15 protein-coding genes and 1 pseudogene are annotated in these 22476 nt (G+C 61.0%); 5 read left to right on the top strand and 11 right to left on the bottom strand.

Annotated elements, in window-relative coordinates:
- Positions 1 to 212 precede the first annotated feature (212 nt).
- Positions 213 to 2201: a peptidase U32 family protein gene (locus C9383_RS12215; protein WP_060753078.1), complete on the top strand. Its 1989-nt coding sequence runs from the start codon at positions 213 to 215 to the stop codon at positions 2199 to 2201.
- A 63-nt stretch (positions 2202 to 2264) separates the two neighbouring features.
- Here the strand turns inward: C9383_RS12215 and C9383_RS28400 are convergent, their stop codons facing one another.
- Both C9383_RS28400 and C9383_RS12205 read right to left on the bottom strand, forming a co-directional pair.
- Positions 2265 to 4571 (bottom strand): hypothetical protein, encoded by a 2307-nt coding sequence (locus C9383_RS28400; protein WP_235863267.1) that lies wholly within the window; start codon positions 4569 to 4571, stop codon positions 2265 to 2267.
- A gap of 113 nt (positions 4572 to 4684) precedes the next feature.
- The gene (locus C9383_RS12205) at positions 4685 to 5587 is read right to left on the bottom strand and encodes a DMT family transporter (protein ID WP_090371117.1); all 903 of its coding nucleotides are present in this window, start codon (positions 5585 to 5587) and stop codon (positions 4685 to 4687) included.
- A gap of 109 nt (positions 5588 to 5696) precedes the next feature.
- Between C9383_RS12205 and C9383_RS12200 the strand changes: the two genes are divergently transcribed.
- Positions 5697 to 6137: an Lrp/AsnC family transcriptional regulator gene (locus tag C9383_RS12200; RefSeq protein WP_060753081.1), complete on the top strand. Its 441-nt coding sequence runs from the start codon at positions 5697 to 5699 to the stop codon at positions 6135 to 6137.
- On the opposite strand, the gene xylB is transcribed toward C9383_RS12200, so the two are convergent.
- The 6 genes and pseudogenes from xylB to C9383_RS12170 form a co-directional block, all read right to left on the bottom strand.
- On the bottom strand, positions 6106 to 7596 hold the full coding sequence (xylB, locus tag C9383_RS12195; protein ID WP_090371119.1) for a xylulokinase: 1491 nt from the start codon (positions 7594 to 7596) through the stop codon (positions 6106 to 6108). The genes C9383_RS12200 and xylB overlap by 32 nt on opposite strands.
- A 7-nt stretch (positions 7597 to 7603) precedes the next feature.
- Positions 7604 to 8605 carry a LacI family DNA-binding transcriptional regulator gene (locus C9383_RS12190; protein ID WP_090371121.1) on the bottom strand — a complete coding sequence of 334 codons (1002 nt, stop codon included), beginning with the start codon at positions 8603 to 8605 and terminating at the stop codon, positions 7604 to 7606.
- Between the two features lie 24 nt (positions 8606 to 8629).
- Positions 8630 to 9562, bottom strand: a complete 933-nt coding sequence (locus tag C9383_RS12185) for an ABC transporter substrate-binding protein (protein WP_090371123.1) — start codon at positions 9560 to 9562, stop codon at positions 8630 to 8632.
- Positions 9563 to 9596: 34 nt separating this feature from the next.
- The gene (locus C9383_RS12180) at positions 9597 to 10574 is read right to left on the bottom strand and encodes an ABC transporter permease subunit (protein ID WP_090372408.1); all 978 of its coding nucleotides are present in this window, start codon (positions 10572 to 10574) and stop codon (positions 9597 to 9599) included.
- Positions 10567 to 12099, bottom strand: coding sequence for a sugar ABC transporter ATP-binding protein (locus tag C9383_RS12175; protein ID WP_090371125.1), 1533 nt, complete (start codon positions 12097 to 12099; stop codon positions 10567 to 10569). The genes C9383_RS12180 and C9383_RS12175 overlap by 8 nt, the downstream gene beginning before the upstream one ends.
- Positions 12100 to 12288: 189 nt before the next feature.
- Positions 12289 to 13465: pseudogene (locus C9383_RS12170) on the bottom strand (pyridoxal phosphate-dependent aminotransferase); the annotation flags it as partial.
- Positions 13466 to 13732: 267 nt separating this feature from the next.
- On the opposite strand from C9383_RS12170, the gene C9383_RS12165 reads away from it, so the two are divergent.
- Positions 13733 to 18736, top strand: a complete 5004-nt coding sequence (locus C9383_RS12165; RefSeq protein WP_090372410.1) for a glycosyltransferase — start codon at positions 13733 to 13735, stop codon at positions 18734 to 18736.
- 11 nt (positions 18737 to 18747) lie between these two features.
- Here C9383_RS12165 and C9383_RS28525 read toward each other — a convergent pair whose 3' ends face one another.
- From C9383_RS28525 to C9383_RS12160, 3 genes are all read right to left on the bottom strand, one after another.
- Positions 18748 to 18882 carry a hypothetical protein gene (locus C9383_RS28525; protein WP_268876210.1) on the bottom strand — a complete coding sequence of 45 codons (135 nt, stop codon included), beginning with the start codon at positions 18880 to 18882 and terminating at the stop codon, positions 18748 to 18750.
- Positions 18883 to 18893: 11 nt separating this feature from the next.
- Positions 18894 to 19061, bottom strand: a complete 168-nt coding sequence (locus C9383_RS28175; RefSeq protein WP_162843531.1) for a hypothetical protein — start codon at positions 19059 to 19061, stop codon at positions 18894 to 18896.
- A gap of 70 nt (positions 19062 to 19131) precedes the next feature.
- Positions 19132 to 19677: a hypothetical protein gene (locus C9383_RS12160; protein ID WP_090371129.1), complete on the bottom strand. Its 546-nt coding sequence runs from the start codon at positions 19675 to 19677 to the stop codon at positions 19132 to 19134.
- Positions 19678 to 20078: 401 nt separating this feature from the next.
- Between C9383_RS12160 and C9383_RS12150 the strand changes: the two genes are divergently transcribed.
- Both C9383_RS12150 and C9383_RS12145 read left to right on the top strand, forming a co-directional pair.
- The gene (locus C9383_RS12150) at positions 20079 to 21488 is read left to right on the top strand and encodes a circularly permuted type 2 ATP-grasp protein (RefSeq protein ID WP_090371131.1); all 1410 of its coding nucleotides are present in this window, start codon (positions 20079 to 20081) and stop codon (positions 21486 to 21488) included.
- Positions 21489 to 21490: 2 nt separating this feature from the next.
- Positions 21491 to 22441 (top strand): alpha-E domain-containing protein, encoded by a 951-nt coding sequence (locus tag C9383_RS12145; RefSeq protein ID WP_060753090.1) that lies wholly within the window; start codon positions 21491 to 21493, stop codon positions 22439 to 22441.
- Positions 22442 to 22476 lie beyond the last annotated feature (35 nt).

The following is a 22476-nucleotide window of genomic DNA, read 5'->3' as shown; positions in this document are numbered from 1 at the left end:
CGCCCTGCACACCGCATAACCCTGTGGGAGGGGGCTTGCTCCCGATAGCGGGGCATCAGTCACAAATAAGCTGACTGACAGGCCGCTATCGGGAGCAAGCCCCCTCCCACAAGGATTGAGCAGTTTGCACACCGGCCCTATGGTAGGTGCCCGCCCAGCGTTTCACGGCTACAATGCGCGCCTCAACCGTGACAAGCCTGACTAAAAAAACTATGTCCTTGCCCAAGCATCACCTGGAATTGCTCAGCCCTGCCCGCGATGTCGCCATTGCGCGCGAGGCGATCCTGCATGGCGCCGATGCCGTCTATATCGGCGGCCCAAGCTTCGGCGCACGCCATAACGCCTGCAATGAAGTGAGCGATATCGCTCAACTGGTCGAATTCGCCCGGCGTTATCACGCCCGTGTGTTCACCACCATCAACACCATCCTGCATGACAACGAGCTGGAACCGGCGCGCCGGCTGATCCATCAGCTGTACGACGCCGGCGTCGATGCCCTGATCGTGCAAGACCTGGGGGTGATGGAGCTGGATATTCCGCCCATCGAACTGCACGCCAGTACCCAGACCGACATCCGCACCCTGGCCCGCGCCAAGTTTCTCGACCAGGCCGGTTTCTCGCAGTTGGTATTGGCCCGTGAGCTGAACCTGCAAGAGATCCGTGCAATCGCCGACGAGACCGATGCCGCCATCGAATTTTTCATCCACGGCGCCCTGTGCGTGGCATTCTCCGGGCAGTGCAATATCTCCCACGCGCAGAATGGCCGCAGCGCCAACCGTGGCGACTGCTCCCAGGCGTGCCGCCTGCCCTACACCTTGAAAGACGATCAGGGCCGCGTCGTGGCCTTTGAAAAGCACCTGCTGTCGATGAAGGACAACAACCAGAGCGCCAACCTGCGCGCCCTGGTGGAAGCCGGCGTGCGTTCGTTCAAGATCGAAGGCCGCTACAAAGACATGGGCTATGTGAAAAACATCACCGCCTACTACCGCCAGCGCCTCGATGACATCCTGGAAGACCGCCCGGACCTGGCTCGCGCGTCCAGTGGCCGCACCGCGCATTTCTTCCTGCCCGACCCGGAAAAAACCTTCCACCGGGGCAGCACCGACTACTTCGTCAGCGATCGCAAGATCGACATCGGCGCCTTCGACACCCCGACCTTCACCGGCCTGCCGGTCGGCGTGGTGGAAAAAGCCGGTAAGCGCGACCTGCAAGTGGTGACCCATGAGCCGCTGTCCAATGGTGACGGCCTCAATGTGCTGATCAAACGCGAGGTCGTCGGTTTTCGCGCCAACATCGCCGAGCCTAAAGGCGAGTTCGAAGAAGACGGTGCCAAGCGCTACCGCTACCGCGTCGAGCCGAATGAAATGCCGGCCGGCCTGCACCAGTTGCGCCCCAACCACCCACTGAACCGCAACCTGGACCATAACTGGCAACAGGCGCTGCTCAAGACCTCGGCCGAGCGCCGTATCGGCCTGTCCTGGGTAGCGCGCCTGCGTGAAGACCAGCTGCAAGTCACCGCCACCAGCGAAGAAGGCCTGAGCGCCAGCGTCACCCTGCCCGGCCCGTTTGGCGTGGCCAACAAGCCGGAACAGGCGCTGGAGACCTTGCGTGACCTGCTCGGCCAACTGGGCACCACCGAGTACCACGCCACCGACATCCAGCTGGATGCACCGCAAGCGTTCTTCATCCCCAACTCACAGCTCAAGGCTTTGCGCCGCGAAGTGATCGAAGCACTGACCGCCGCTCGCGTTGCCGCTCATCCACGGGGCGGGCGCAAGGCTGAAACCTCGCCGCCGCCGGTGTACCCGGAAGCGCACCTGTCGTTCCTGGCCAACGTCTACAACCAGAAGGCCCGGGATTTCTACCACCGTCACGGCGTAAAGCTGATCGACGCGGCCTTCGAAGCTCACGAAGAAACGGGCGAAGTGCCGGTGATGATCACCAAACACTGCCTGCGTTTCTCGTTCAACCTGTGCCCTAAACAGGCCAAGGGGGTGACGGGCGTGAAGACCAAGGTGGCGCCGATGCAATTGATCCATGGCGATGAAGTGCTGACGCTCAAGTTCGACTGCAAACCCTGCGAGATGCACGTGGTGGGCAAGATCAAGGGGCATATCCTCGGCCTGCCGCAGCCTGGCAGTGTGGTCGGTTACATCAGCCCGGATGACTTGCTCAAGACCATCCCGCGCGCACCGCACTGAGTCGACCCAGAGAGGTATAAACCAGGCGTTGGACGAAACCGACGCCTGGCGCCTCAGCGGCGCTCAACCGAAATAATTGGGAAACGTGTTAGGCCCCGCGTACAGGAAGTTCGCCGACGTCAGTTTGATGCCTTTGGGAAACTTCAGCTCGACGAACGGACTGCCCGCCGTGACAGGACCCAAATTCGTCGGCACCTGATCCGTGCTGAATATCACCATATAGTCACCTCGCCCCTCGTAGCGCTTGTTACCCAAAAACAACAGGGTTTCGACGTTTTCACCATTAAATTGCTGGCCCGGTGGGTTAACGTAGACCCCGCCTTTGGAGCCGGCACGCGTGGCTTCACGCGAGGCATCATTAATACTCAACTGCCGCGTAATCGCTTCTGCGCCTTCCTTATTGGTGTAATGAATGTAAACCGGCTGCCCGTTGTACGTGCCCGAATCCACTACCGACTGCCAGTTTGGATGGTTCACCAATTTCTGACTTGCCGCCGTGTTGCCGGGTGCCTGGAGGCGACCTTTCGAACTCGCATCCATTGCCTGCGTTTTCTTTGCGCCGGGGCGTTCGCCGCCTTGAACCCCTCGCCTGGCCCAGACGCCGGTTTCATCCGGCTTGGCAATAATGCCGCTGCTCACCAGCCGGGTCGGGTCTTGAGGGTCCGGTACCCGCAGCAGATAGTGCACGTTGTCCCCGGCGTCCGGCTTGGCACCGGCAAAATATCTGGCGCCGTTGTACTGGATTTCACGCATGCCCGAGCCGGCCTTGGAGAGCGGCGTTGCGTTGAGTTTGAACTGATTGACGCCCTTGGCCAGGTTCTGCGAGGTATTGGGCGCCCATTTCAATCCCTGTACACCGCCTTCCCATGCGACGCCTGGCGCACCCGGCCTGAAGGTGTAACTGGCAAAGTGGGTTGAGGGTTTCAGAACCTTCGGAATGACCGGTTTCACCAGTCGGATGCCACTCGTTACAACTTCGGTGACGACTTTTTCGACCGGCAGCAAAAAGGCCAGAATATCTATCCATATCTGCGCGAGCCCTTCTATGGGGCGCCCGGCACTGATTGCTTCGATTCCGTGCCAGAGAGGCACAAAACCTTTCAGCACTTCGCGACGTTTTTCCCTCTCTTGCTTGAATGCCTGATAGTTTTTCCGGTCATCTTTCTCGGCGTCAGTAACGCGTTCCGGGTCCTCTTGTGCGCTGTGCAGCAAGTCCAGATCGCTCAGGTAAAACAACTTCTCGCCGACTAGCGTCGATAGCTGCTTGTTGCGCTCCAGGAACAGCGCCTGCGGGTTGGACGAAGTGGTCGCACCTGCAGTCGGTGCCGGCAATTCCCCCAGGGGCTCCAGCGCGTAAAGCTGCGCTGAAAAAGACGTGTTGTCCGGCTGCACACCGGGCTGCTTATCCACGTTGGCCTGGTACTGACTGCCTTGAATATTCGGCTTTTGCCACGCCGTGAACGTCTCGGAGTAACCACCGTCGGGCAAGCGTTTTTTTCCGATCACGCTACTGCCTTGGAAGACACCGATATAGTCATCCCGTTTAACCACCGTCCCCTGTTCAGGGTTGACCTCATACACGGTGGTCTTGCCCTGATGGACAGCCTTGAGCAAGAACGTACGGCGCTCCAGCTTGCCGTCCGTTCCCGATGACCTCATTGCATACACACCGACGTCGCCCTGGGCGATAGCAATCTGGTCCGGCACGGGCAAGGTCGAGAACACCTCCTGGAGAATCGTGGCGTAGGCGGTTTTCTTGTTCGCCAGATCCGTTTTGAAGTCCTCACCGAACCGTTTGTCGTCGTAGAGCGCCACCGGGTAGGTTTTGTTGTCCGGGTCGGCATGGCCCTTGATCGGGGACACCTGCTGTGTGCCGATGAAATAGTCCTTGCGCATTGGCATGGGCGTGGAAAGACTGTTGACGGCGTCCGCTATTTCTTCGAGGTGTTTATCCAGTGCGGCAACGGCTTTTTGAATGTCCGCCTGTGAATATTCGGTTTTCCGCTCAAGGATGCCATTCGCCACCGCCCATTCCAGCGCAGGACCTACGCGGGCCGCAGCAATGAAAAGCGCCTGCTCGGGGGTCACCGCCGTGGCACTCATTTTCCCTGGCAAAGCGATCAGCTCTTGCTGGGTCATGCGCTTGGATGAGCCAGGCTCGATGCCTTCAGCCAGATTGACGCCATGCTGAAAACTCACCCAGCTGGCCGAGTTTTTGCTCAGGCCCGACGGCGCCGCCGCCAACTCACGCTTCACCGCCGCAGGGGCATCAAGCGCACCCTTGTGACGGACGTTGCCGGGTTCTATTGCGGCTTGAACGTTTCCTGCCAGGTAGTCAGGGGTTGGAAAGGTAAAAAGAGTGGTTTTCATCGTTCGCCATTGGGGTGGGGAATTTGCTCCAGGCTGCGGTAGACCCGCAACCTGGCATCCGTCCACCCTGTGTGGCGCCTGCGTAGGAATCTGTTCCATCTAAGGCGCAGGGATCACGCCTTTTCAATTCGGCCAGGGGCTTTCAGGGGCCACCACCAGCCCCGCTGCAACCCTGCCGCCGCCAGCAGAATCGCCGCCACGCCCAGCCATTGCAGCCAGCCCAGGCGATGTCCGAACGCAATCCAATCCACGAAAATCGCTGCAATCGGGTAGATAAACGACAGCGCGCCGGTGATCGCCGTCGGCAGTTTCTGGATCGCGCCGTAGAGCAATACATACATCAAGCCGGTATGCACCACGCCAAGGGTGGCCAAGGCCGCCCATGCGTTGCCCGCCGCCGGCAAGCTGTTCCAGGGCACCAATGGCGCCAGCAACAAGGCACCGGTGATGACCTGGATCAAGGCCATCAAGTGCGGTGGCACGGCTTTCAGGCGTTTGATGATCAGCGCCGCCACCGCGTACAAAAACGCCGCGCCCAGGGCCAGGGCGATGCCCGTCAAGTAATCACCGCCGCCGCTCTGTTGCGCGCCATGGGCGGTGACAATCGCCAGCATGCCGAGGAACGCCACACTCAACCACGCCAGTTTCTGCACGGTGATCTTTTCCCCGAGAAACACCGCCGCCAACATCACCAGCATGAACGGCTGGACGTTGTACACCGCCGTACTGATGGCGATGGACGCGCGGGAATAGGACTCGAACAGCAGCAGCCAGTTGCCGACGATGGCCACCCCGCTGAGCATGGCCAGCCCCAGCGTGGCCCAGGTGAGCAAGTCCAGGCGCAAATAGCCCAGTAGTGCACACACCAGCAGCAGCGTCAGCCCCCCGATCACGCAACGCCAGAACACCACTTCGATGACCGACACGCCAGACACCAGCACAAACCAGCCAATGGTGCCGGAGATCAGCATGGCGGCGACCATTTCCCATGACCCGCGACGGATGGATGTATCCATGATTGAGACTCCTCAAGTGAGGCTCAATTATGGCAATCTGCTTGGCAGTGGCTCCAGCGACTAAAAAAGGCAAAAAACCAAAATCACCTTTTCTTATTAGGCGAACATCATGATTGACACCATCGACCAGCAACTGATCGCCGCCTTGATGGATGACTCGCGGCTGTCGCTCAAGGCTCTGGCGGGCATCACCGGGTTGTCCTCGCCCAGCGTTGGCGAGCGCCTGCGCCGCCTGGAGGAGCGCGGCGTGCTGACTCACTACACCGTCGACATCGACCCCCGGCATTTCGGCTACCTGCTGCAAGCCATCGTGCGCATCCGCCCGTTACCCGGCAAATTGCAGGAAGTGGAGCGGCAGATCCAGGCGATCCCGGAGTTCACCGAATGCGACAAGGTCACCGGTGATGACTGCTTTATTGCGCGCTTGCATGTACGCACCATGGAACAGCTCGACACCCTGCTCGACCGGCTCAACACCTACGCCGAAACCAATACCGCCATCGTCAAGAAAACCCCGGTCAAACGGCGCTTGCCGCCCTTGGCTGACTGACGGCGTGCAGCCCCTTGGCGGCGGCCAGCAAGCCTTGAAACTGGCGATAACGTGCGTTTAACCGCGGCTGCTGTGTGAGGTCCGGCCAGTACCGCGCCTTGACCGGCATGCCGGTTTCCAACAACCTGTCGCCCTGCCCGATCGCCAGGAACCCCAGCTTCGCCGCACCGATACAGGCGCTTAACTCGCTGCCGCGCAGCGTGAAAACTTCCCGCTGCAGAATATTGGCCAGCAGTTGTGCCCAGTATTCACTGCGCGCCCCGCCACCAACCAAGGTAAAGCGCTCGACGTGGGCACCGGCCGATTGCACCGCGTGCCACGCATCCAGCAAACCGAAACCCACGCCCTCCAGCACCGCATAACCGAGCATGGCCGCCGTGCAATCATGGCCCAGGCCCATAAAACCGCCGCGCAGCAGCGGGTCATTGTGGGGGGTGCGCTCGCCGGCCAGGTACGGCAGGAACAGCGGCATCTCCGGGGGCACGGGCTGCTCGATCGGCCATTGCGCCTGGATCTGATCCAGCAAGGCCTGTTCGTCCGGCATGCCGGTCAGCCGCGTGACCCAGCGCAGGCAACTCGCCCCGGCCAGCATGGCCCCCATGGTGTACCAGCGGCGCGGCAATGCATGGCAGAAACTGTGCACCGCACCGCCCGGGTTACCGGCAGCGTGATCAGTGATGGCGACGACCGCCGCGCTGGTGCCCAGGGTGATGAAACCATCGCCGGCGTTGATGGCACCCATGCCCACTGCAGCCACCGGGTTGTCGCCACCGCCGCCGGCGATCACCACGCCAGGCGCCAGCCCCAGGTCGCCGGCCGTCAACACGGCACTGGCGGCACCGCCTTCGACCAGCCGGGGCAGCTGTTGCGGCACCAGGCCCGTGGCACGCACCATCGGGGTAAACCACTCACGCTGCGCCACGTCCAGCCACAGCGTACCGGCGGCATCGGACATCTCGCTGATGCGCTCGCCACTCAAGCGCAACCGCAGGTAATCCTTGGGCGACAACACGCAATCAATCGCGGCGAAGACGTCAGGCTCATGCTGTTGCAGCCACAGCAGCTTGGGCGCGGTCAGCCCGGCCATGGGCAAGCTGCCGGTCACTTCGGCAAACTCGCTGCCCAGTTGTTCGGCCTCGGCCACCGCCCGCGAGTCATCCCACAGGATGGCCGGGTACAGCACGCGGTCGTCCTTGCCCAGCAACACCGCACCGTGCATCTGCCCCGACAGGCCGATACAGGCGACACGCGTGAACGCTTCATGGGCACGCAATTGCTCCAGCGCCTGCACGCAAGCCAGCCACCAATCCTGCGGTGCCTGTTCGGACCAGCCGTTGTGGCGCCGCGACACGCTCAAGCGCACTCCGGCGTGGGCCAGCACGACGCCGTCGAGGTCCATCAGGATCGCCTTGAGTTCCGAGGTGCCGAGGTCTATGCCGAGGGAAACAGGACTGCTCATATGGGGGTTATTCCAATCCAATACAGCCACATGAATGGCGAAGTCGCAGGGTGGGCGCCAGGCGCACGCTCTGGGTCGGCGCGTCGGGCCTGGCCATGCGTTGCAGCAGCAGATCCACCGCCCGCGCGCCCAGGGCCTGCACCGGCTGGGCAATCAAAGTCAGGCGCGGCACAAAAAAATCCGCCCAGTCAAAATCATCGAAACCCACCAGGGCCATCTGCCCCGGCACCGCTATGTGTGCGTCACGCAACGCGTGCATGGCGCCCAGGGTCATCAGGTTATTGCCGGCCATGATCGCCGTGGGTGGCGCCGCCAGGCCGAGCAACTGCGCGGTGGCCTGGCGCGCCGGCTGCGTATTTGAGCCGCCATTGACCAGCAATTGCGCATCAAACGCCAACCCCGCCGCCTGCAACGCGGCGCGATACCCCGCCACCCGCTCATCCGTGGTACTGAAGCCCTCGCGTCCGGCAATGAAGCCGATGCGACGGTGACCATGGGCGATCAGATGAGCGATCAGAGCCTGGGTCGGCTGGGCGTTGTCCACCCCGACCTGGTCAAACTGCTCGCTCATCATGCGGTCCACCAGCACTGCGGGGATCTGGTTGGCCCGCAGGTAGTCCAGCGCTTTGGAGCCATTCGAGGGGGCCAGCACCATCCCGTCAACCCGCCGATGATGCAGCGCCGTGACCACGCGCAACTCTTGCTCGGGGTCATCGTGGGTATCGACGAACAACATCATGTAACCGTGCTTGGCACACTCGGTTTCGATGGCGTGCACGGTTTCGCTGAAATAGTGGTTGGACAGCGCCGAGATCGCCACGCCGATCGTGCTGGTGCTGGAGCGGGCCAGCGAGCGCGCCAGGGTGTTGGGGATATACCCCAGCTCCTCAATGGCGCGCTGTACCGCCTGCACCGTCACCGGGCTGACCTTGCGCGTGCCGTTCAATACGTGGGAGACGGTGGAGGTCGACACCCCCGCCCGGCTTGCCACGTCATCCATGGTGACCACGGCGCTTGCCCCTTGCTCAGTGGATCAATGTTTGCTCGACCAGCCGCTGTACGTAGCGACGTTGTCGCGGGTGATCAGTTTCGGCGTGAGCAGGGTCACCGCTTCGGCCGGGGCCTTGTCATTGAGAATGTCGTTGCCCACATTCACCGCCGTCTGGGCCATGGCCCATGGGTCCTGGCTGGCGGACGCCTGGATCTGCGTGTCGGTCTTCAGCGCGTTCTCGATATCCGGCGCGCCGTCCACCGAGGTGATGAGCATGCCGCTGCGTTTCAGTTGCTTGGCCGCCAGGTCGCTGCCGATGGCTTGCGGGTCATTGATCGCGAACAGCCCATCGATTTTCGGGAAGCGCGTCAGGTAACCCTGCATTACGTTCAAGCCGCCTTCGCGCGAGCCTTTACCGTCCTGGTCGTCCGAGAGCACCTTGATCCCCGGCGCTGCGGCGAATGCCGCCTTGCAGCCTTTGACGCGATCGGTCACGGCGGTGACCTGCGGACCGTTCTGGATGATCACGTTGCCCTTGCCCGAGAGTTTGTCCACCAGGAACTGGCAGGCCAGCTTGCCGGCTTCGACGTTGTCGGTCTGCACCGTGGCATTCACGCCCTTGGCGTCCACATCCACCGCCACCACCACAATCCCCGCATCCCGGGCTTTCTTGATCGCAGAGGCCATGGCCGACGGGTCGACGGCGTTGAGCAGGATCAAATCGACCTTGGACGAAATGAAGTTATCGATCTGGGAAAATTGCTTGCTCAGGTCATAGTCGGCCGACACCGAGGTGACTTTGACGTTGGGGTTGAGCTCCTTGGCCCGGGCCGTGGCACCGTCGGCCAGGGTCACGAAATACGGGTTGCCCAATGAGCCCATGCTGATGCCCAGGGCCTTGAGTTCACGAGCATCGACGGCCTGGGACACCAGGGTAGCCAAGGCAATGACGGGAAACAGTCGTTTGAAGTTCATGCCGGTCTCTCTTGTGATTGTTGTTTGAGTGAACTCAGGTCCGCGCACCGGACTGGCGATAGCGATCCAGCGCGACCGCACCGATGATCACGATCCCCTTGATGATGTACTGCCAGATGTCCGACACCCCCAGCAGCACCAGGCCGTTGGTGAGCACCGCGATAATCAGCGCGCCGATCAGGGTGCCGCCGATGGTGCCGACACCGCCGGTGAAACTGGTGCCGCCGAGGATCACTGCGGCGATTGCATCCAGCTCATAGGACTGGCCCAGTTGCAGGCCGTTGGCGGCGAACAGGCGTGAAGCGCTCATCACCGCACCCAGCCCGGCCAATGCGCCGGACATGGCATAGACAAAGAGCAGCACCTTCCACACCTTGATCCCCGACAGCCGCGCCGCCTCGGGGTTGCCGCCCACCGAATAGATCTGCACGCCCATCACCGTGCGGCGCAGGATGAACCACGACAACGCCACCACTGCCACGGCGATCACCACCAGCCACGGCACGCCGAGGATCGAGTCATTGCCGATAAATGCGAAGGGCAGGTCCGGGTTGAACACGGTCTTGTCGTCCGCCAGCAAACGCGCCAGGCCACGCATGGCGGTGAGCGCGCCCAGGGTGACGATAAACGGCGGCAGGCGCATGAAGGCGATCAACCCGCCATTGACCAGGCCCAGCAACAACCCGAAGCCGATGCCGGCGGCGATCCCGAACATGCCGAACTGCGGCGACATCGATGCCTGCAAGGCGACCACGGCGGACGCCGCGAGAATCGCACCGACCGACAGGTCGATCCCCGCCGTGAGAATCACAAAGGTCATGCCCGCCGCCAGCACCACGTTGACCGAAGCCTGTTGGGTGATGATCGACAGGTTCTGCACGGTGAGGAAGTTTTCACTGGCCAGGGCAAAGCCCACCAGCAGCAGGACCAGCACCGGCAGCATGCCCACGGTGCGCATCAGTTCACGCACGCGTTCGGTTTTATGGGGTGTTGTCATCGTCAATTCAGCCATGGGCAGCCACCTGATCGCCACCAGTGGCGAGGTCAATAATACGTTCCTGGGAAATGGCATGGCCGGAAGCCCCGCCGACTTCGGCGACCAACTCGCCTTCGCGCATGATCAGCACACGGTCGCAGGTGCCGATGATTTCCGGCAGCTCGCTGGAAATCACCACGATGCCCACGCCCGCCTGCGCCAGTTGATTGATGATGCGGTAGATCTCCGACTTGGAGCCGATATCCACGCCCCGCGTCGGTTCATCGAGGATCAGCACGTGCGGCTTGACCTCCAGCAACCGCGCCAGGAGCACCTTTTGCTGGTTGCCGCCGGACAACGCGCCGACATTGACCTTGCCCGACGCCACACGAATCGACAGCGACTTGATCGCAGCGGCAGCGCGTTGTGCCGCATGGCCACGATCGAGCACGCCACCGGCATGGGCATCCGGGACGCAGGCGCAGACATTGATGTTGTCGGCCACGCTCATGTCCAGGAACAGCCCTTGGGCCTTGCGGTCTTCGGTGAGGTACACCACGCCGGCACGGATCGCGTCGGCCGGGGTGCGCAGTTGGGTGACGGTCTTGCCGACCACTTCCAGGCTGCCGCTGGTGCGCGGGTCGGCGCCGAAAATCAGGCGCGCCAGCTCGGTACGCCCGGCCCCGACCAAGCCGGCAATGCCCAGCACTTCGCCGGCATGCAAATCAAAGCTGCAGCGGCGCACCCGCTTGCCATCCGCCATATCGCGCACGCGCATCACCACGTTGCCCGGGTTATACGCCGCGTGTTCCTTCTTGTAGAACCCCGAGAGGTCGCGGCCCACCATCATTTTTACCAGCACCTCGGCGGACAGCGCTTCACGGGTCAATTCGCCGATGTATTGGCCGTCGCGCAGTACCGAGACCCGGTCGGATAACTCATAGATCTCGGCCATGCGGTGACTGATATAGATGATCGCCAGGCCCTGGCTGCGCAGCTGTTTGATCAGGGCAAACAGGCGGTCGGTTTCGCGGGAAGACAACGGCGTGGTCGGTTCGTCCATCACCAGGATCCGCGCGTGCGCATGCAAGGCGCGGGCGATTTCCACCAGTTGACGCTCGGCAATCGACAGGCTGCTCACGAGGGTATTGGGCTTGAACTCGGCGCCCAACCGTTGCAACACCTCGACGCAGCCGGCCTGCATGCCTTTGCGGTCGATGGTCCAGCCACGCCGACGTTCGCGCCCCAGATAGATGTTCTCGGCCACGCTCAGGTTCGGGCACAGGCTCAGTTCCTGATAAATCACGGCGATGCCGAGGGTCTTGGCGGTGGCGGGGTCGAAGGAGGCAACGGGCTGGCCGTCGATGCGGATTTCACCGCCGGGATCGGCCTGGTAAGCGCCGGAAAGAATCTTCATCAGGGTCGACTTGCCGGCGCCGTTCTCACCCATCAGGGCATGAATTTCACCGGGATAGACCTTCAGGCCGACGTTCTTGAGCACCCGCAAACCATTGAAGGTTTTGCTGATGCCCTGCATCTCAAGCAAGGGATCAAGGCTCATGGCTGAGCTCCTGGATTTATTATTTTTGTTGTCGAATGCTGCCGACTCTAGATCAGATACATTTCCTTACGCAAGCGCTTGCGTTTGCCGTTTATCGTTTGGTTAAACGTTTCAGTCAAAGCAAAAAAGCGGAATCTGCGGGTTACTAGCTATTTGATGCTGCATGACGACCCAGGCTGCAGTCACCGCGCTCATCGGCCAACTTGGTCACAAAGCCTGCGATACGCTGGCACGCCTGGGCCAGGCGTACTTCGCCAAGGGTGAACGACAAGCGCACAAAACCCTGGGCGGGCTCACCAAAGGCCGCCGCATCGAGGACCGACACGCCGGCTTCGCGAAACAGTCGCCAGGCGAAGTCCAGGGAACTGAGGCCGGTCCCCCGTATGTCCACCAGCACAAACATACCGGCTTGGGGTGCCTGCACCTGGATGCCAGGGCAGAGACTCAGCGCGGCCACCACCAAATCACGTCGGCGCCGGTAGATCTCGCGCATGCCCTGGGTCACGTCATCATGGGCCAGCACCGCCGCCGTGGCGGCTTCCATCACAAACCCCGGCACACCGTAAAGCATGCTCAGCACCAGGGTTTGTGCGTGCACCACCATCTGCGGCGCGGCGATGATCCAGCCGATGCGCCAACCGGTCATGGCGTGGGACTTGGACAAGCTGCCAATCACGATGCAGCGTTCGGCCATACCCGGCAACGCGGCCAGGCTGTGGTACTGGCCGTCGAACACCAGGCTTTCATACACCTCGTCGACCACCACCCATAGGTCATGGGCCACGGCCAGGTCGGCGATGGCTTGCAGCTCCCGAGGGTCAAGTACCACGCCGGTGGGGTTGTTCGGGTTGGAGAAGAAGATCGCTCGGGTACGCGGGGTGATCGCCGCGGCGAGCGCCTGCGCGTCCAGGCGAAAGCCGGACTCCGGCAAGCACGGCACACGTACCAGGGTCGCGCCGCTGGCGTTGAGCGTGGCTTCGTAGGTGACGTACATCGGGTCGAGCACCAGCACTTCATCCCCGGCCTGCAACAGGCACAGGGAGCTGATGAACAATGCATTTTGTGCGCCGGGCACAATGATGACGTTTTCGGCGCCTACGGCGCGCCCCAGGCTGTTGCTGTAGCGCGCCGCCACCGCGTCGCGCAGGGTCTGGCGGCCGGGGATCTCGGTGTAGTGGGTATCGCCCTCGCGCAGGGCGCCGACGGCGGCATCGGTAATGAAGGATGGCGTGGCGAAATCGGGGTCGCCGACGCTGAGGATAATGATGTCCTCGCCCTGGCTGGCGGCGTGAAACGCGGCGTGGTGTATGTCCCAGGCAGCGACGCCCTGCCCTGTAATTCGTTCAACGAAGGGGGAAAACCGCATGCCGGAGCCTCTCGTTCAAAAAGAAATAAGCGCGGGTCCGTCCAAGTGCGAACGGATGGATGCGCTCAACATAGTTCAAACTCCGTAGCCGTCCAATCAATCAAGGCGGCTCGACACAAAAGCCTTTGGCGCAAAGAGTGGAAACACAAGGCACAGGACCTGCCGGCAGAAGCGAGGAATCAAAACGGGGCGCATGGCGACACAAGGACAATGCCACGGGACTTAGTGAGCCCGGGCGTAATCCATACCCTGTCGGTGACCAACCTCATGAACACTGTTTCGCTCTCCCATGCCACGCAACACCGTCCTCCCCCCGCCCCGACAACCGCCAACCCGCCGCAGCTTTCCGGGCAAGCGCGTGAGTTTCCCGCCCCCTCGGCACCGGCTGAAGGTTCACGCCCCGAGGGTGATCGTGAGCTTGCAACAACGGAGTATCACAGCGCGTTGCTCCTGGCGGCCAACCGTGAACGAAACATCACTATTGGCCAGCTTCCTCCCTCCTCCACCTTCGGTCAGTGGTGGACACAGTTGCATAACGCCTTTCAGTCCCCCGACGTGCTGCAGTGGATCCGAGACCAAGGGATCGACACGGCATCGATCAAGCTCAATGCCACCTCGGGCCAGATCAGCTTTACGCTCACGCGGGCGCGTGATCCCGAACAAAAACTCCATACGGTCGGGCAAGACGACCCGCACTGGGCGGCTATCAGCGGCCCGGTTCTGAATGCCGCCAGGGTTATTGCCGCAGGCCATGCCGATACCTGGTTCAAGCCGCCGGTCAGTGTTCCAGATGAACCGGTTGCCTGGTGGTTGATCGGCCGGTTTTACAACGAGCGGCAGGACCTCACCGGGCCGGCGATGCGTGAGCGTGCGGCAGAAATCGATCGAAACCAGGGGTTCACCCCGCTCGATCCAGGCACGTCGAAACACTTGATCGAATCGCGCAGCGAGGAAGCACTCCAGAACCAGAAAGCGTTTACAGGCGATATCCACAACCGACATCAGGCTGCCGGCGAACTCAGACACCTGGCGGCATCCGTGGAGAATGGCGTCGAATATGATGGGCAGATTACGTATGAACTGAAAGCCAGGACACTCAACCTGTCTGCTGACAGCAGCTACCGTCCCTCAAGCGGCGGCCAGTCCCCGACCGTCTCGCTTTTACAATACCTCACGGACCACGGGTTGCACTTGCCAACCCGTCACGAAGAGCTGGTCAACCTCGCGACCGTCCTCTCCACTCCCACACCCAAGGCGGCTGTGCGGGGGAACCTCAGCGGTGCGCTGAGGTGGCTTGACCAGGAGAGCCTGCAACAGCTCAATGCGGATATTCAGGGCGGCACGTTCGGCAACATTAAGCTGAGCCCGTTCAAAACTGTCTTGGACTACCTGCTGGACAATCGGTCGATCTCTCCCGCCGAGCTCGACAACCCGCGCCTGATGATTGAAGCCTTGATCAGCTCCCCCAGGGGCAAGGCCCTGGGCGACGCCATTCAAGCAGTCTTTGCCGCGCGCGGTGTCAAAGGCCCCGGCACCGATTGGCTGCTGGCGGCGCTGCATCTGGAGGTTGATAGCGACGCAGCACAGGGCTTGAAGATTGGCGGCTATCACTTGGTTTCGCCTGAGAATGTGGGCAAGACGGCTGCCACGGTTTTCAAGGAACTGGTCGAGCACCTGGTTGCCCGTGGGCAGGCTTCGTCGCCTGAAAAGGCGCTGATCCAGGCGCACCTGGTGTTGGCCAGGCTGGCACCGGAGTTCCGGGTCAAGGGTATCCCGGACACGATCGTCCCCGGCACTCACAGCTGGGTCAGCTTCGCCACCCTGGTCGCCCGTATTGAAGCGAAATCGCCGGGTGCCACGGCAACGATGAACTATGCGCAAATCATGCTGGAAGGCAGCACCGCACCGGTCACCGATGAGGACAGCGCAAGTGAATATGCCGCCCAGGCCAAAGCACTCAAGCAGTGGGCCGTCGCCAACGGTCAGGCATATCCCTCGACCGAAGCGGCCATGGTTGAAGTGCGCAAGGCGTTCACCGCCCAGATCAACGAGTTGAAGGAGGCGGCGCAAACAGACATAAGGGAACTCCCGACCACTCGGGCCATTGCACTGGAACAGCTGAAAAAGGCCCTGCCGCACATCGACCCGAAATGGTTCGACGAAAAATGCATCACCGTACAGCCCTCACATAAACGCTTTCCAGAACGCTACTCGATACTGGACAGTTACATCGACGGACGCCCTCTGTTCTGGACACCCAACCGTGCCAACTTCTGGAAGGAGGAAGCACGTAACTTCACCAACCTGTTCAGGTCCGAGGAAAACCAGGAGCAGCCTGATCAAACGCCCGCCGCCTGGGTCTCTTCATCCAGCGCGTTCAACTTCGATGAGGTTCGCGAAAAGCTGAAAAGCCTGCCACGCCCAAAAGACCTGTTCGCGCAACAATTCACCGACTTTTCCGATGCGCTGAAAAAAACCACGGCGGCGCAGTACAAATTGCTGCTGGCCAGACAACCGCTGGAAGACCGTCAGCATCTGCAGTTCGGCCAATTGACGGTCCGCAAGGAAGTCAGCTACCACCGGGCGGACCACCCCGTACGAGTGGCCGATGGCGTGCTGTTGGTAGAAACCGAATACAACGGCAAGGTCATCCACTATGCGATTGATCGAAACAAGGGCACCATCACTCGCCGGCCTGGGCAGACCTATGATGAATACCCGCCGACCAACGGCACCATCCCCCAACCCGGCAAGCGGTACGACGTGATCAAACCTGCGGGTAACTACCCGGCAGACGTTACGGATGAGAAAAAAGATGCCCGAGGCGCGCCTGACAGTTTCAGCAGTGTCCGGACCCGCTACATCGTCGATGCGGTGCTCGACGACATGCGCCTGCCCGAGGTCGAGCGTTATGCCAAAGGTGCCACGACCTTCGACACCCAGGTACCGCTGCACGAGAGGATTGAACAAATCGTCGTCGGCTTGATTCCATTCAAATCAGGCATCGAGAACATCATCAACGGCAGGATCAAGGAAGGCATTGTTGAAGTTGTTGTCGACCTGTTCGGTTTTGCAATCGGCATTGGTGGCGCACTCAAAGGTGCGAAAGGCGTTGTCGCAGGCGCGTCAGCCCTTTCAAGGGTGGGCCATGCAGGCAAAATCATTGGCCGGGCAGCGGTGGGCGCGCTGAACCCCTTGAGCGGTGTCGATGACCTGGCGCTGGGTGTCCTGCAGGCAGGCAAGAAGGCAGTCATAACGGCAGCCGGCGCCACCTACCGCGGGATTCAACATCTACGTGGCCAGCGTAGTGTCAACCTGCTTGAGCTGGCCAAAAAGCCGGACATCGCCGAAGGCACCTACAGGGCACTCAATCACACGGTGGAAAGCCAAGCCCTTGCCAAATTCGATGAGGCATCAGGTCGCTGGTACGCCTTTGACCCGCATACCCAGCAAGCCTTCGGCAAACCGCTGGATAACTTCCGGGTGGCTCCTGCTGGCGCCAATACCGCCGACAGCTTGCACGCGATCGGCAGCGCTGATGCCGTCAAGGCCGCCAGTCAGCAATACGGCCTGGCGGCAAGCGGACGGTTAAAGGCTGGACAACAGACGGTGGAAGACATCGCGGTCATGGTTCAAGGTAACTGGCACCGATACGATGCGTTCAAGAAACAACCCTTCGGGCCACCTTTGAAAGACTTCACCCCTCACCGAATCGCGGCTGGCGGCGAGGTCCGGCCCCTGGACCCGGACCTCCTGGGTTATGAAGCCAAGTACATCGCGGCTGACGAGCTCTCGGCCAAGGGCTTGCAAGGCAATGTCTATGTGGGCCGTGGCCGGAATGAATACGTGAAGATCGACGGGGTGCTTTACAAATCCAAGCTTAAAGACGGACAACGTGTCATCCGGCATCCCCAGGGCACGGGGCCGGACATTCCGGTCAGGGATCTGGGAGCCTCAGGATGGGAACCTGCCGCCAGAACTGCGCGTTTGCTGGGCGGCAAGAGTGACGCACCCTTGCGTTGGAAATTGGGCGACAGCACCTATGTCGTGCCCATGGACGACATTAAAGTCGTGGAAAACTCAACCACTCCGTTCACGCTCAACTACAAGGGCGTCGAACATAACGTCATCTTCGACAGTTCGGCGGGAGCCTTTAAAGAAAGCAACCTGTCCACCGGTATCGATCCGCTCAACCCTGCCTATTTCTGGCGAAGCGCCAAGGGCAAGTGGCAACGCGGGCCGTTCAACGAATTCATAAAAGCCAGAAAGGCAGATGCGCATACCTACTCGTTCGTTGATGTCCTGCCGCCTTCGGCCGTGAAAATCCCCAACGATGTGAAGCCGATCCCCAGAAACCTTCACTATTTCTGGGCGGGTCAAGAGCTCCCGCCCAAGCTGATGGATACCCTGCTCAACAACGCCGCCCAGGCTCCCGGTTACAAGTCCATCCTGCATGTGGATGCTGACACCCCAGCCATTTTCAACCAGATAAAGCGCACCCTGGAAAGCAAGGCTCCCGGCCTGGAAGTCAGGAACCTGCGCGAGGATGACGTCTTCAAACAGCTGAAAGGCGATGGGATGTATGACTACTTTCGACAGGGACAAGGGAAAAACCTGGCCGCCGCTTCAGACGTTGCCCGGTACCCTATCCTCAACAAGTATGGTGGGTTCTATCTGGATACCGATGATGTGATCCAGGCAAAGGTCGGGGCTGACGGGTTAAATGCCGGTGCGAGTGATGTGCTGCTCAACAAACCGGTTGCCCATAGCCTCACCGGCTATAAGCCGTTCTACAACACCAGCAATTTCGGCACACAAGCAGGCAACCCGGTCATCACCGCAGTGATTGATGAAATGAAAACCAGCTTTTCGGCCAACAAAGCCTACTTTGCGGCGAACCGGCCTACGGTGGGCCGTGGGCCTGACGGCCGAGTGCAATACACCCCTGAATTCAATCTCTATGAGGGCAAGATTTTTGAGACTGTGGGGCCAACGCTGTTCAACAAGGTGCTCAAGTCGCAACGGCCTGACATGTACGACTTGGGCTTTGACGGCATGACCAAGGAGTCGCGGCTAGTCAACGGAAAGCTCGAATCACACGGCCCGATAGTTAACATTGAAAACGATGTTCGTCAGTACTACACGCGTCGCGGCATCGTTCCCCCGCAAACGCTGGACAAACAGCTGGACAACCTCAAGCAGCATTACTATCCGCTTCACTACAAGTTCCAGGTCAGGATTGGCGCTGAACACTCCTGGATCAACGCCTGACCTGAAGAGGCTCAATCCTGGGGCTCTGTAGTGCCGGCCTGCGGCGCTTCATCCAACGGTTTGAGCGGTACTTGTGCATCATCCATCAACGACCCCGGGTCTTCATTGCCGGGGTCGTTGAGTTCTTCATCAGGCTCTTTTGACATGACCGTTCCCTCTAACCGCCTTGGGTATCGATATCGGCATCGGTTTCAGGCTTGGGCTCGCGCTCGGGCTTGAAGTCTGGACTGTAGTCGTTTTCCTTGGCCTTGGGGTCTTTAGCTGGCGTCGGGTCCTTGGGGGCATCGGCACCGGTGGCAGGTTGTGGGTGTGGGTGTGGGTTCATGGGGCACCTCTTGGAAAATATCGGCCGGGTAAAGTTAAGGGCACGCTCCCGGCGCTGAAGTTCAATTGATTCAAGACACCGGGTTATCCACCTGGATGTAGAACGCATAGGCGCCCAGCACTACCCAGAACACCATGAACAACCAGGGCGCACGCATCGAAAACAACAGCGACTTGCGATAGCCCTTGTGCGATGACTCCGTTTCGCAGAACAGCGGCGAATCGTCATACGCCAGCCCCATCACCGGCTCGCTGCGCAGCAGTTCGCTCTGCTTGTAGTGCCAATGGTCGATGATTTCGTAGGCGGCGCGGATACCCGGCCAGGCGTTCAACGAACTGAGGATGCCCAGGGCGGCGAGGAATACCGGCACCACCAGCGTGAAGAATTTGCCCCACTCGGGATTGAGATTGCCCATGCCCGAGACGAACGCAATCACCAGAAATGACTGCGCGGTGAGGTAAGCATCGGTGCGGTTGGCCAGGATGCTGGTTTCGTATTGGATCTCTCGGCGATAGAAATCCAGGCGGTCCTTGGGCGAGCCGAAGATCTTGGCGTTGTGTTCGCTGTGATCGGTCAGCGCCGCTTCGGGAGTATCCGGCGAGATGATTCTGGGCACGGCGGTGCTCCATTAAGGTGTCAAGTGTCGTTAGAAGAATCACGGCAAGGTGAAGTTCAAACATTGTCACGCACCCATTTGGCGCACCGCCTGCCCCTGTAGTGAGCGAGCTTGCTCGCGCTGGAGTGCGCAGCGCTCCCGTTTTTGTTGGGGCCGCTGCGCAGCCCAGCGCGAGCAAGCTCGCTCACTACAGGTGGTTTAGGCACAAGCTTTGCTTAACCCTTTCATCACCCACTACCGCGCTCACCTGCAGGAGCTTTCGTTACCCCCCGACCCAGAGCCGACCCCATAAGAAAGTAAGGACCCGGTCCGCTGGCACTGTGCGCCACGGCCTTATAAAAAATGCGTTTTTTGAAGCGGCAGTGCCATCAAGCTGCACTCGGCACTGACAAGGTACTGGAATGGCTCGATCTTTCTTTGATGAAATGAATGACGCAAACGGCGTGTGCCGTGCGCACTATCAGGACTTCTCACGCTGGCTGGCCAACACGCCGCCGGAACTGCTGGCCCAGAGGCGTCGCGAAGCTGACCTGTTGTTCCATCGCGCCGGGATCACCTTCACCCTCTATGGCGACGAGCAAGGTACCGAACGCCTGATCCCCTTCGACATCATCCCGCGCAGCATCCCCGCCAGTGAATGGAGCGTGATCGAACGCGGCTGCATTCAGCGGGTCAACGCCCTCAACCTGTTTCTTGCCGATATCTACCACGACCAGCGCATCATCAAGGCCGGCATCATCCCGGCGGACCAGGTGCTGGGCAACGAGGGGTATCAGAAGTCGATGGTCGGCCTGGACCTGCACCGCGGCCTCTACTCGCACATTTCGGGTGTGGACCTGGTCCGCGACGGCGATGGCACCTACTACGTGCTCGAAGACAACCTGCGCACGCCCAGCGGCGTGAGCTACATGCTCGAAGACCGCAAGATGATGATGCGCCTGTTCCCGGAAGTCTTCGCCAAGCAGCGCATTGCACCGGTGGACCACTACCCCAACCTGCTGCTCAAGACCCTGAAAAGCTCCAGCCGCCTGGACAACCCCAATGTGGTGGTACTGACGCCCGGGCGCTTTAACAGCGCGTTCTTCGAACATGCGTTCCTCGCCCGGGAAATGGGCGTGGAACTGGTCGAAGGCGCCGACCTGTTCGTGCACGACCTCAAGGTGTTCATGCGCACCACCGACGGCCCCAAGGCCGTGGATGTGATTTACCGGCGTATCGACGATGCGTTCCTCGACCCACAGGCATTCAACCCGGAGTCCATGCTGGGTGTTCCTGGCCTGGTCGCCGCGTACTGCGCGGGCAACGTGGTGCTGGCCAATGCGATTGGCACCGGGGTGGCCGATGACAAGTCGATCTACCCCTATGTGCCGGACATGATCCGCTTCTACCTGAGCGAAGAACCGATCCTGCAAAACGTGCCGACCTTCCAGTGCCGCAAGCCGGATGAACTGTCCCATGTGCTGGCTAACCTGGGCGAGCTGGTGGTCAAGGAAACCCAGGGCTCCGGCGGCTACGGCATGCTGGTGGGCCCGGCCTCGACGGCCGCCGAGATCGAAGATTTCCGCCAACGCATCAAGGCCCGCCCCCACGCCTACATCGCCCAGCCCACCTTGAGCCTGTCGACCTGCCCCACCTTTGTCGAAAACGGCATCGCGCCACGGCATATCGACCTGCGACCGTTTGTGTTGTCGGGCAAGGAAACCCGCCTGGTGCCCGGCGGCCTGACCCGCGTGGCGTTGAAGGAAGGTTCGCTGATCGTCAACTCGTCGCAAGGCGGCGGAACCAAAGACACCTGGGTGGTGGAGGACTGAGTATGTTGAGTAGAACCGCCGCAGATCTGTACTGGATGTCCCGCTACCTGGAACGTGCCGAGAACCTGGCGCGCATGCTGGAAGTCAGTTACTCGCTGTCGTTGATGCCCCAGGCCGGGCGCAGCGATGGCCTGGACGAACTGGCGATGTCGTTGCTCAGCAGCGGCACCCTGGACAGCTACCTCGAACGCCATAAGCACCTGGACGCCGAGCGCATGTTGCACTTCTTCGCCCTCGACGCGGAAAACCCCGCCAGTATCTACAACTGCCTGCGCGCCGCCCGGGGCAATGCACATGCGGTACGCGGGCGCATCACCGCCGACATGTGGGAGAACCTCAACGCCACCTGGCTGGAAATGCGCAGCATCGCCGCCGGTGGCCTGGCACGCCACGGCATCAGCCACTTCTGCGACTGGGTCAAGCAGCGCTCGCACCTGTTCCGAGGCGCGACCTCGGGCACCATCATGCGCAATGATGCCTATCGGTTTATCCGCCTGGGCACCTTTGTCGAGCGCGCAGACAACACCTTGCGCCTGCTGGATGCGCGCTACGAGATGTTTGGCGAAGAGTCGGAAGAAGTCAGCGACCTGTCGGCACGCGGTTATTACCAGTGGAGCGCGCTGCTGCGCGCGTTGTCGTCGTTCGAGGCGTACACCGAGTTGTACCCGAATGCGCTGAACGCACGCTCGGTGTCGCAGTTGCTGCTATTGCGCAGCGATGTACCGCGTTCGTTGCATGCGTGCATCGAGGAACTGAGCCATATCCTGGCGGACCTGCCCGGCAGTTACGGGCGCTCGGCGCAGCGCCTGGCGGCGGAGTTCGAGGCGCGACTGCGCTATACCGGCATCGATGAAATCCTTGAAGACGGCTTGCATAGCCGGCTGACCGAGTTCATCGACACCGTGCGCGAGTTGGCGCGGGCGATTCATAGCTCTTACCTGGAAGTCGTCTGAGGCGCGGCCACGCGTGTGGTCCGCAGGTGGTTGGG

Source organism: Pseudomonas palleroniana, from assembly GCF_003031675.1.
Classification (GTDB): domain Bacteria; phylum Pseudomonadota; class Gammaproteobacteria; order Pseudomonadales; family Pseudomonadaceae; genus Aquipseudomonas; species Aquipseudomonas palleroniana.
Note: the sequence above shows the minus strand (reverse complement) of the source record. Positions and strands in the feature narration are given on the sequence as shown.

Coding starts and splice junctions, on each gene's coding strand:
- C9383_RS12215 (WP_060753078.1), top strand. CDS start 213: ATGTCCTTGCCCAAGCATCACCTGGAATTGCTCAGCCCTGCCCGCGAT.
- C9383_RS28400 (WP_235863267.1), bottom strand. CDS start 4,571: ATGAAAACCACTCTTTTTACCTTTCCAACCCCTGACTACCTGGCAGGA.
- C9383_RS12205 (WP_090371117.1), bottom strand. CDS start 5,587: ATGGATACATCCATCCGTCGCGGGTCATGGGAAATGGTCGCCGCCATG.
- C9383_RS12200 (WP_060753081.1), top strand. CDS start 5,697: ATGATTGACACCATCGACCAGCAACTGATCGCCGCCTTGATGGATGAC.
- xylB (WP_090371119.1), bottom strand. CDS start 7,596: ATGAGCAGTCCTGTTTCCCTCGGCATAGACCTCGGCACCTCGGAACTC.
- C9383_RS12185 (WP_090371123.1), bottom strand. CDS start 9,562: ATGAACTTCAAACGACTGTTTCCCGTCATTGCCTTGGCTACCCTGGTG.
- C9383_RS12180 (WP_090372408.1), bottom strand. CDS start 10,574: ATGGCTGAATTGACGATGACAACACCCCATAAAACCGAACGCGTGCGT.
- C9383_RS12175 (WP_090371125.1), bottom strand. CDS start 12,099: ATGAGCCTTGATCCCTTGCTTGAGATGCAGGGCATCAGCAAAACCTTC.
- C9383_RS12165 (WP_090372410.1), top strand. CDS start 13,733: ATGAACACTGTTTCGCTCTCCCATGCCACGCAACACCGTCCTCCCCCC.
- C9383_RS28525 (WP_268876210.1), bottom strand. CDS start 18,882: ATGTCAAAAGAGCCTGATGAAGAACTCAACGACCCCGGCAATGAAGAC.
- C9383_RS28175 (WP_162843531.1), bottom strand. CDS start 19,061: ATGAACCCACACCCACACCCACAACCTGCCACCGGTGCCGATGCCCCC.
- C9383_RS12150 (WP_090371131.1), top strand. CDS start 20,079: ATGGCTCGATCTTTCTTTGATGAAATGAATGACGCAAACGGCGTGTGC.
- C9383_RS12145 (WP_060753090.1), top strand. CDS start 21,491: ATGTTGAGTAGAACCGCCGCAGATCTGTACTGGATGTCCCGCTACCTG.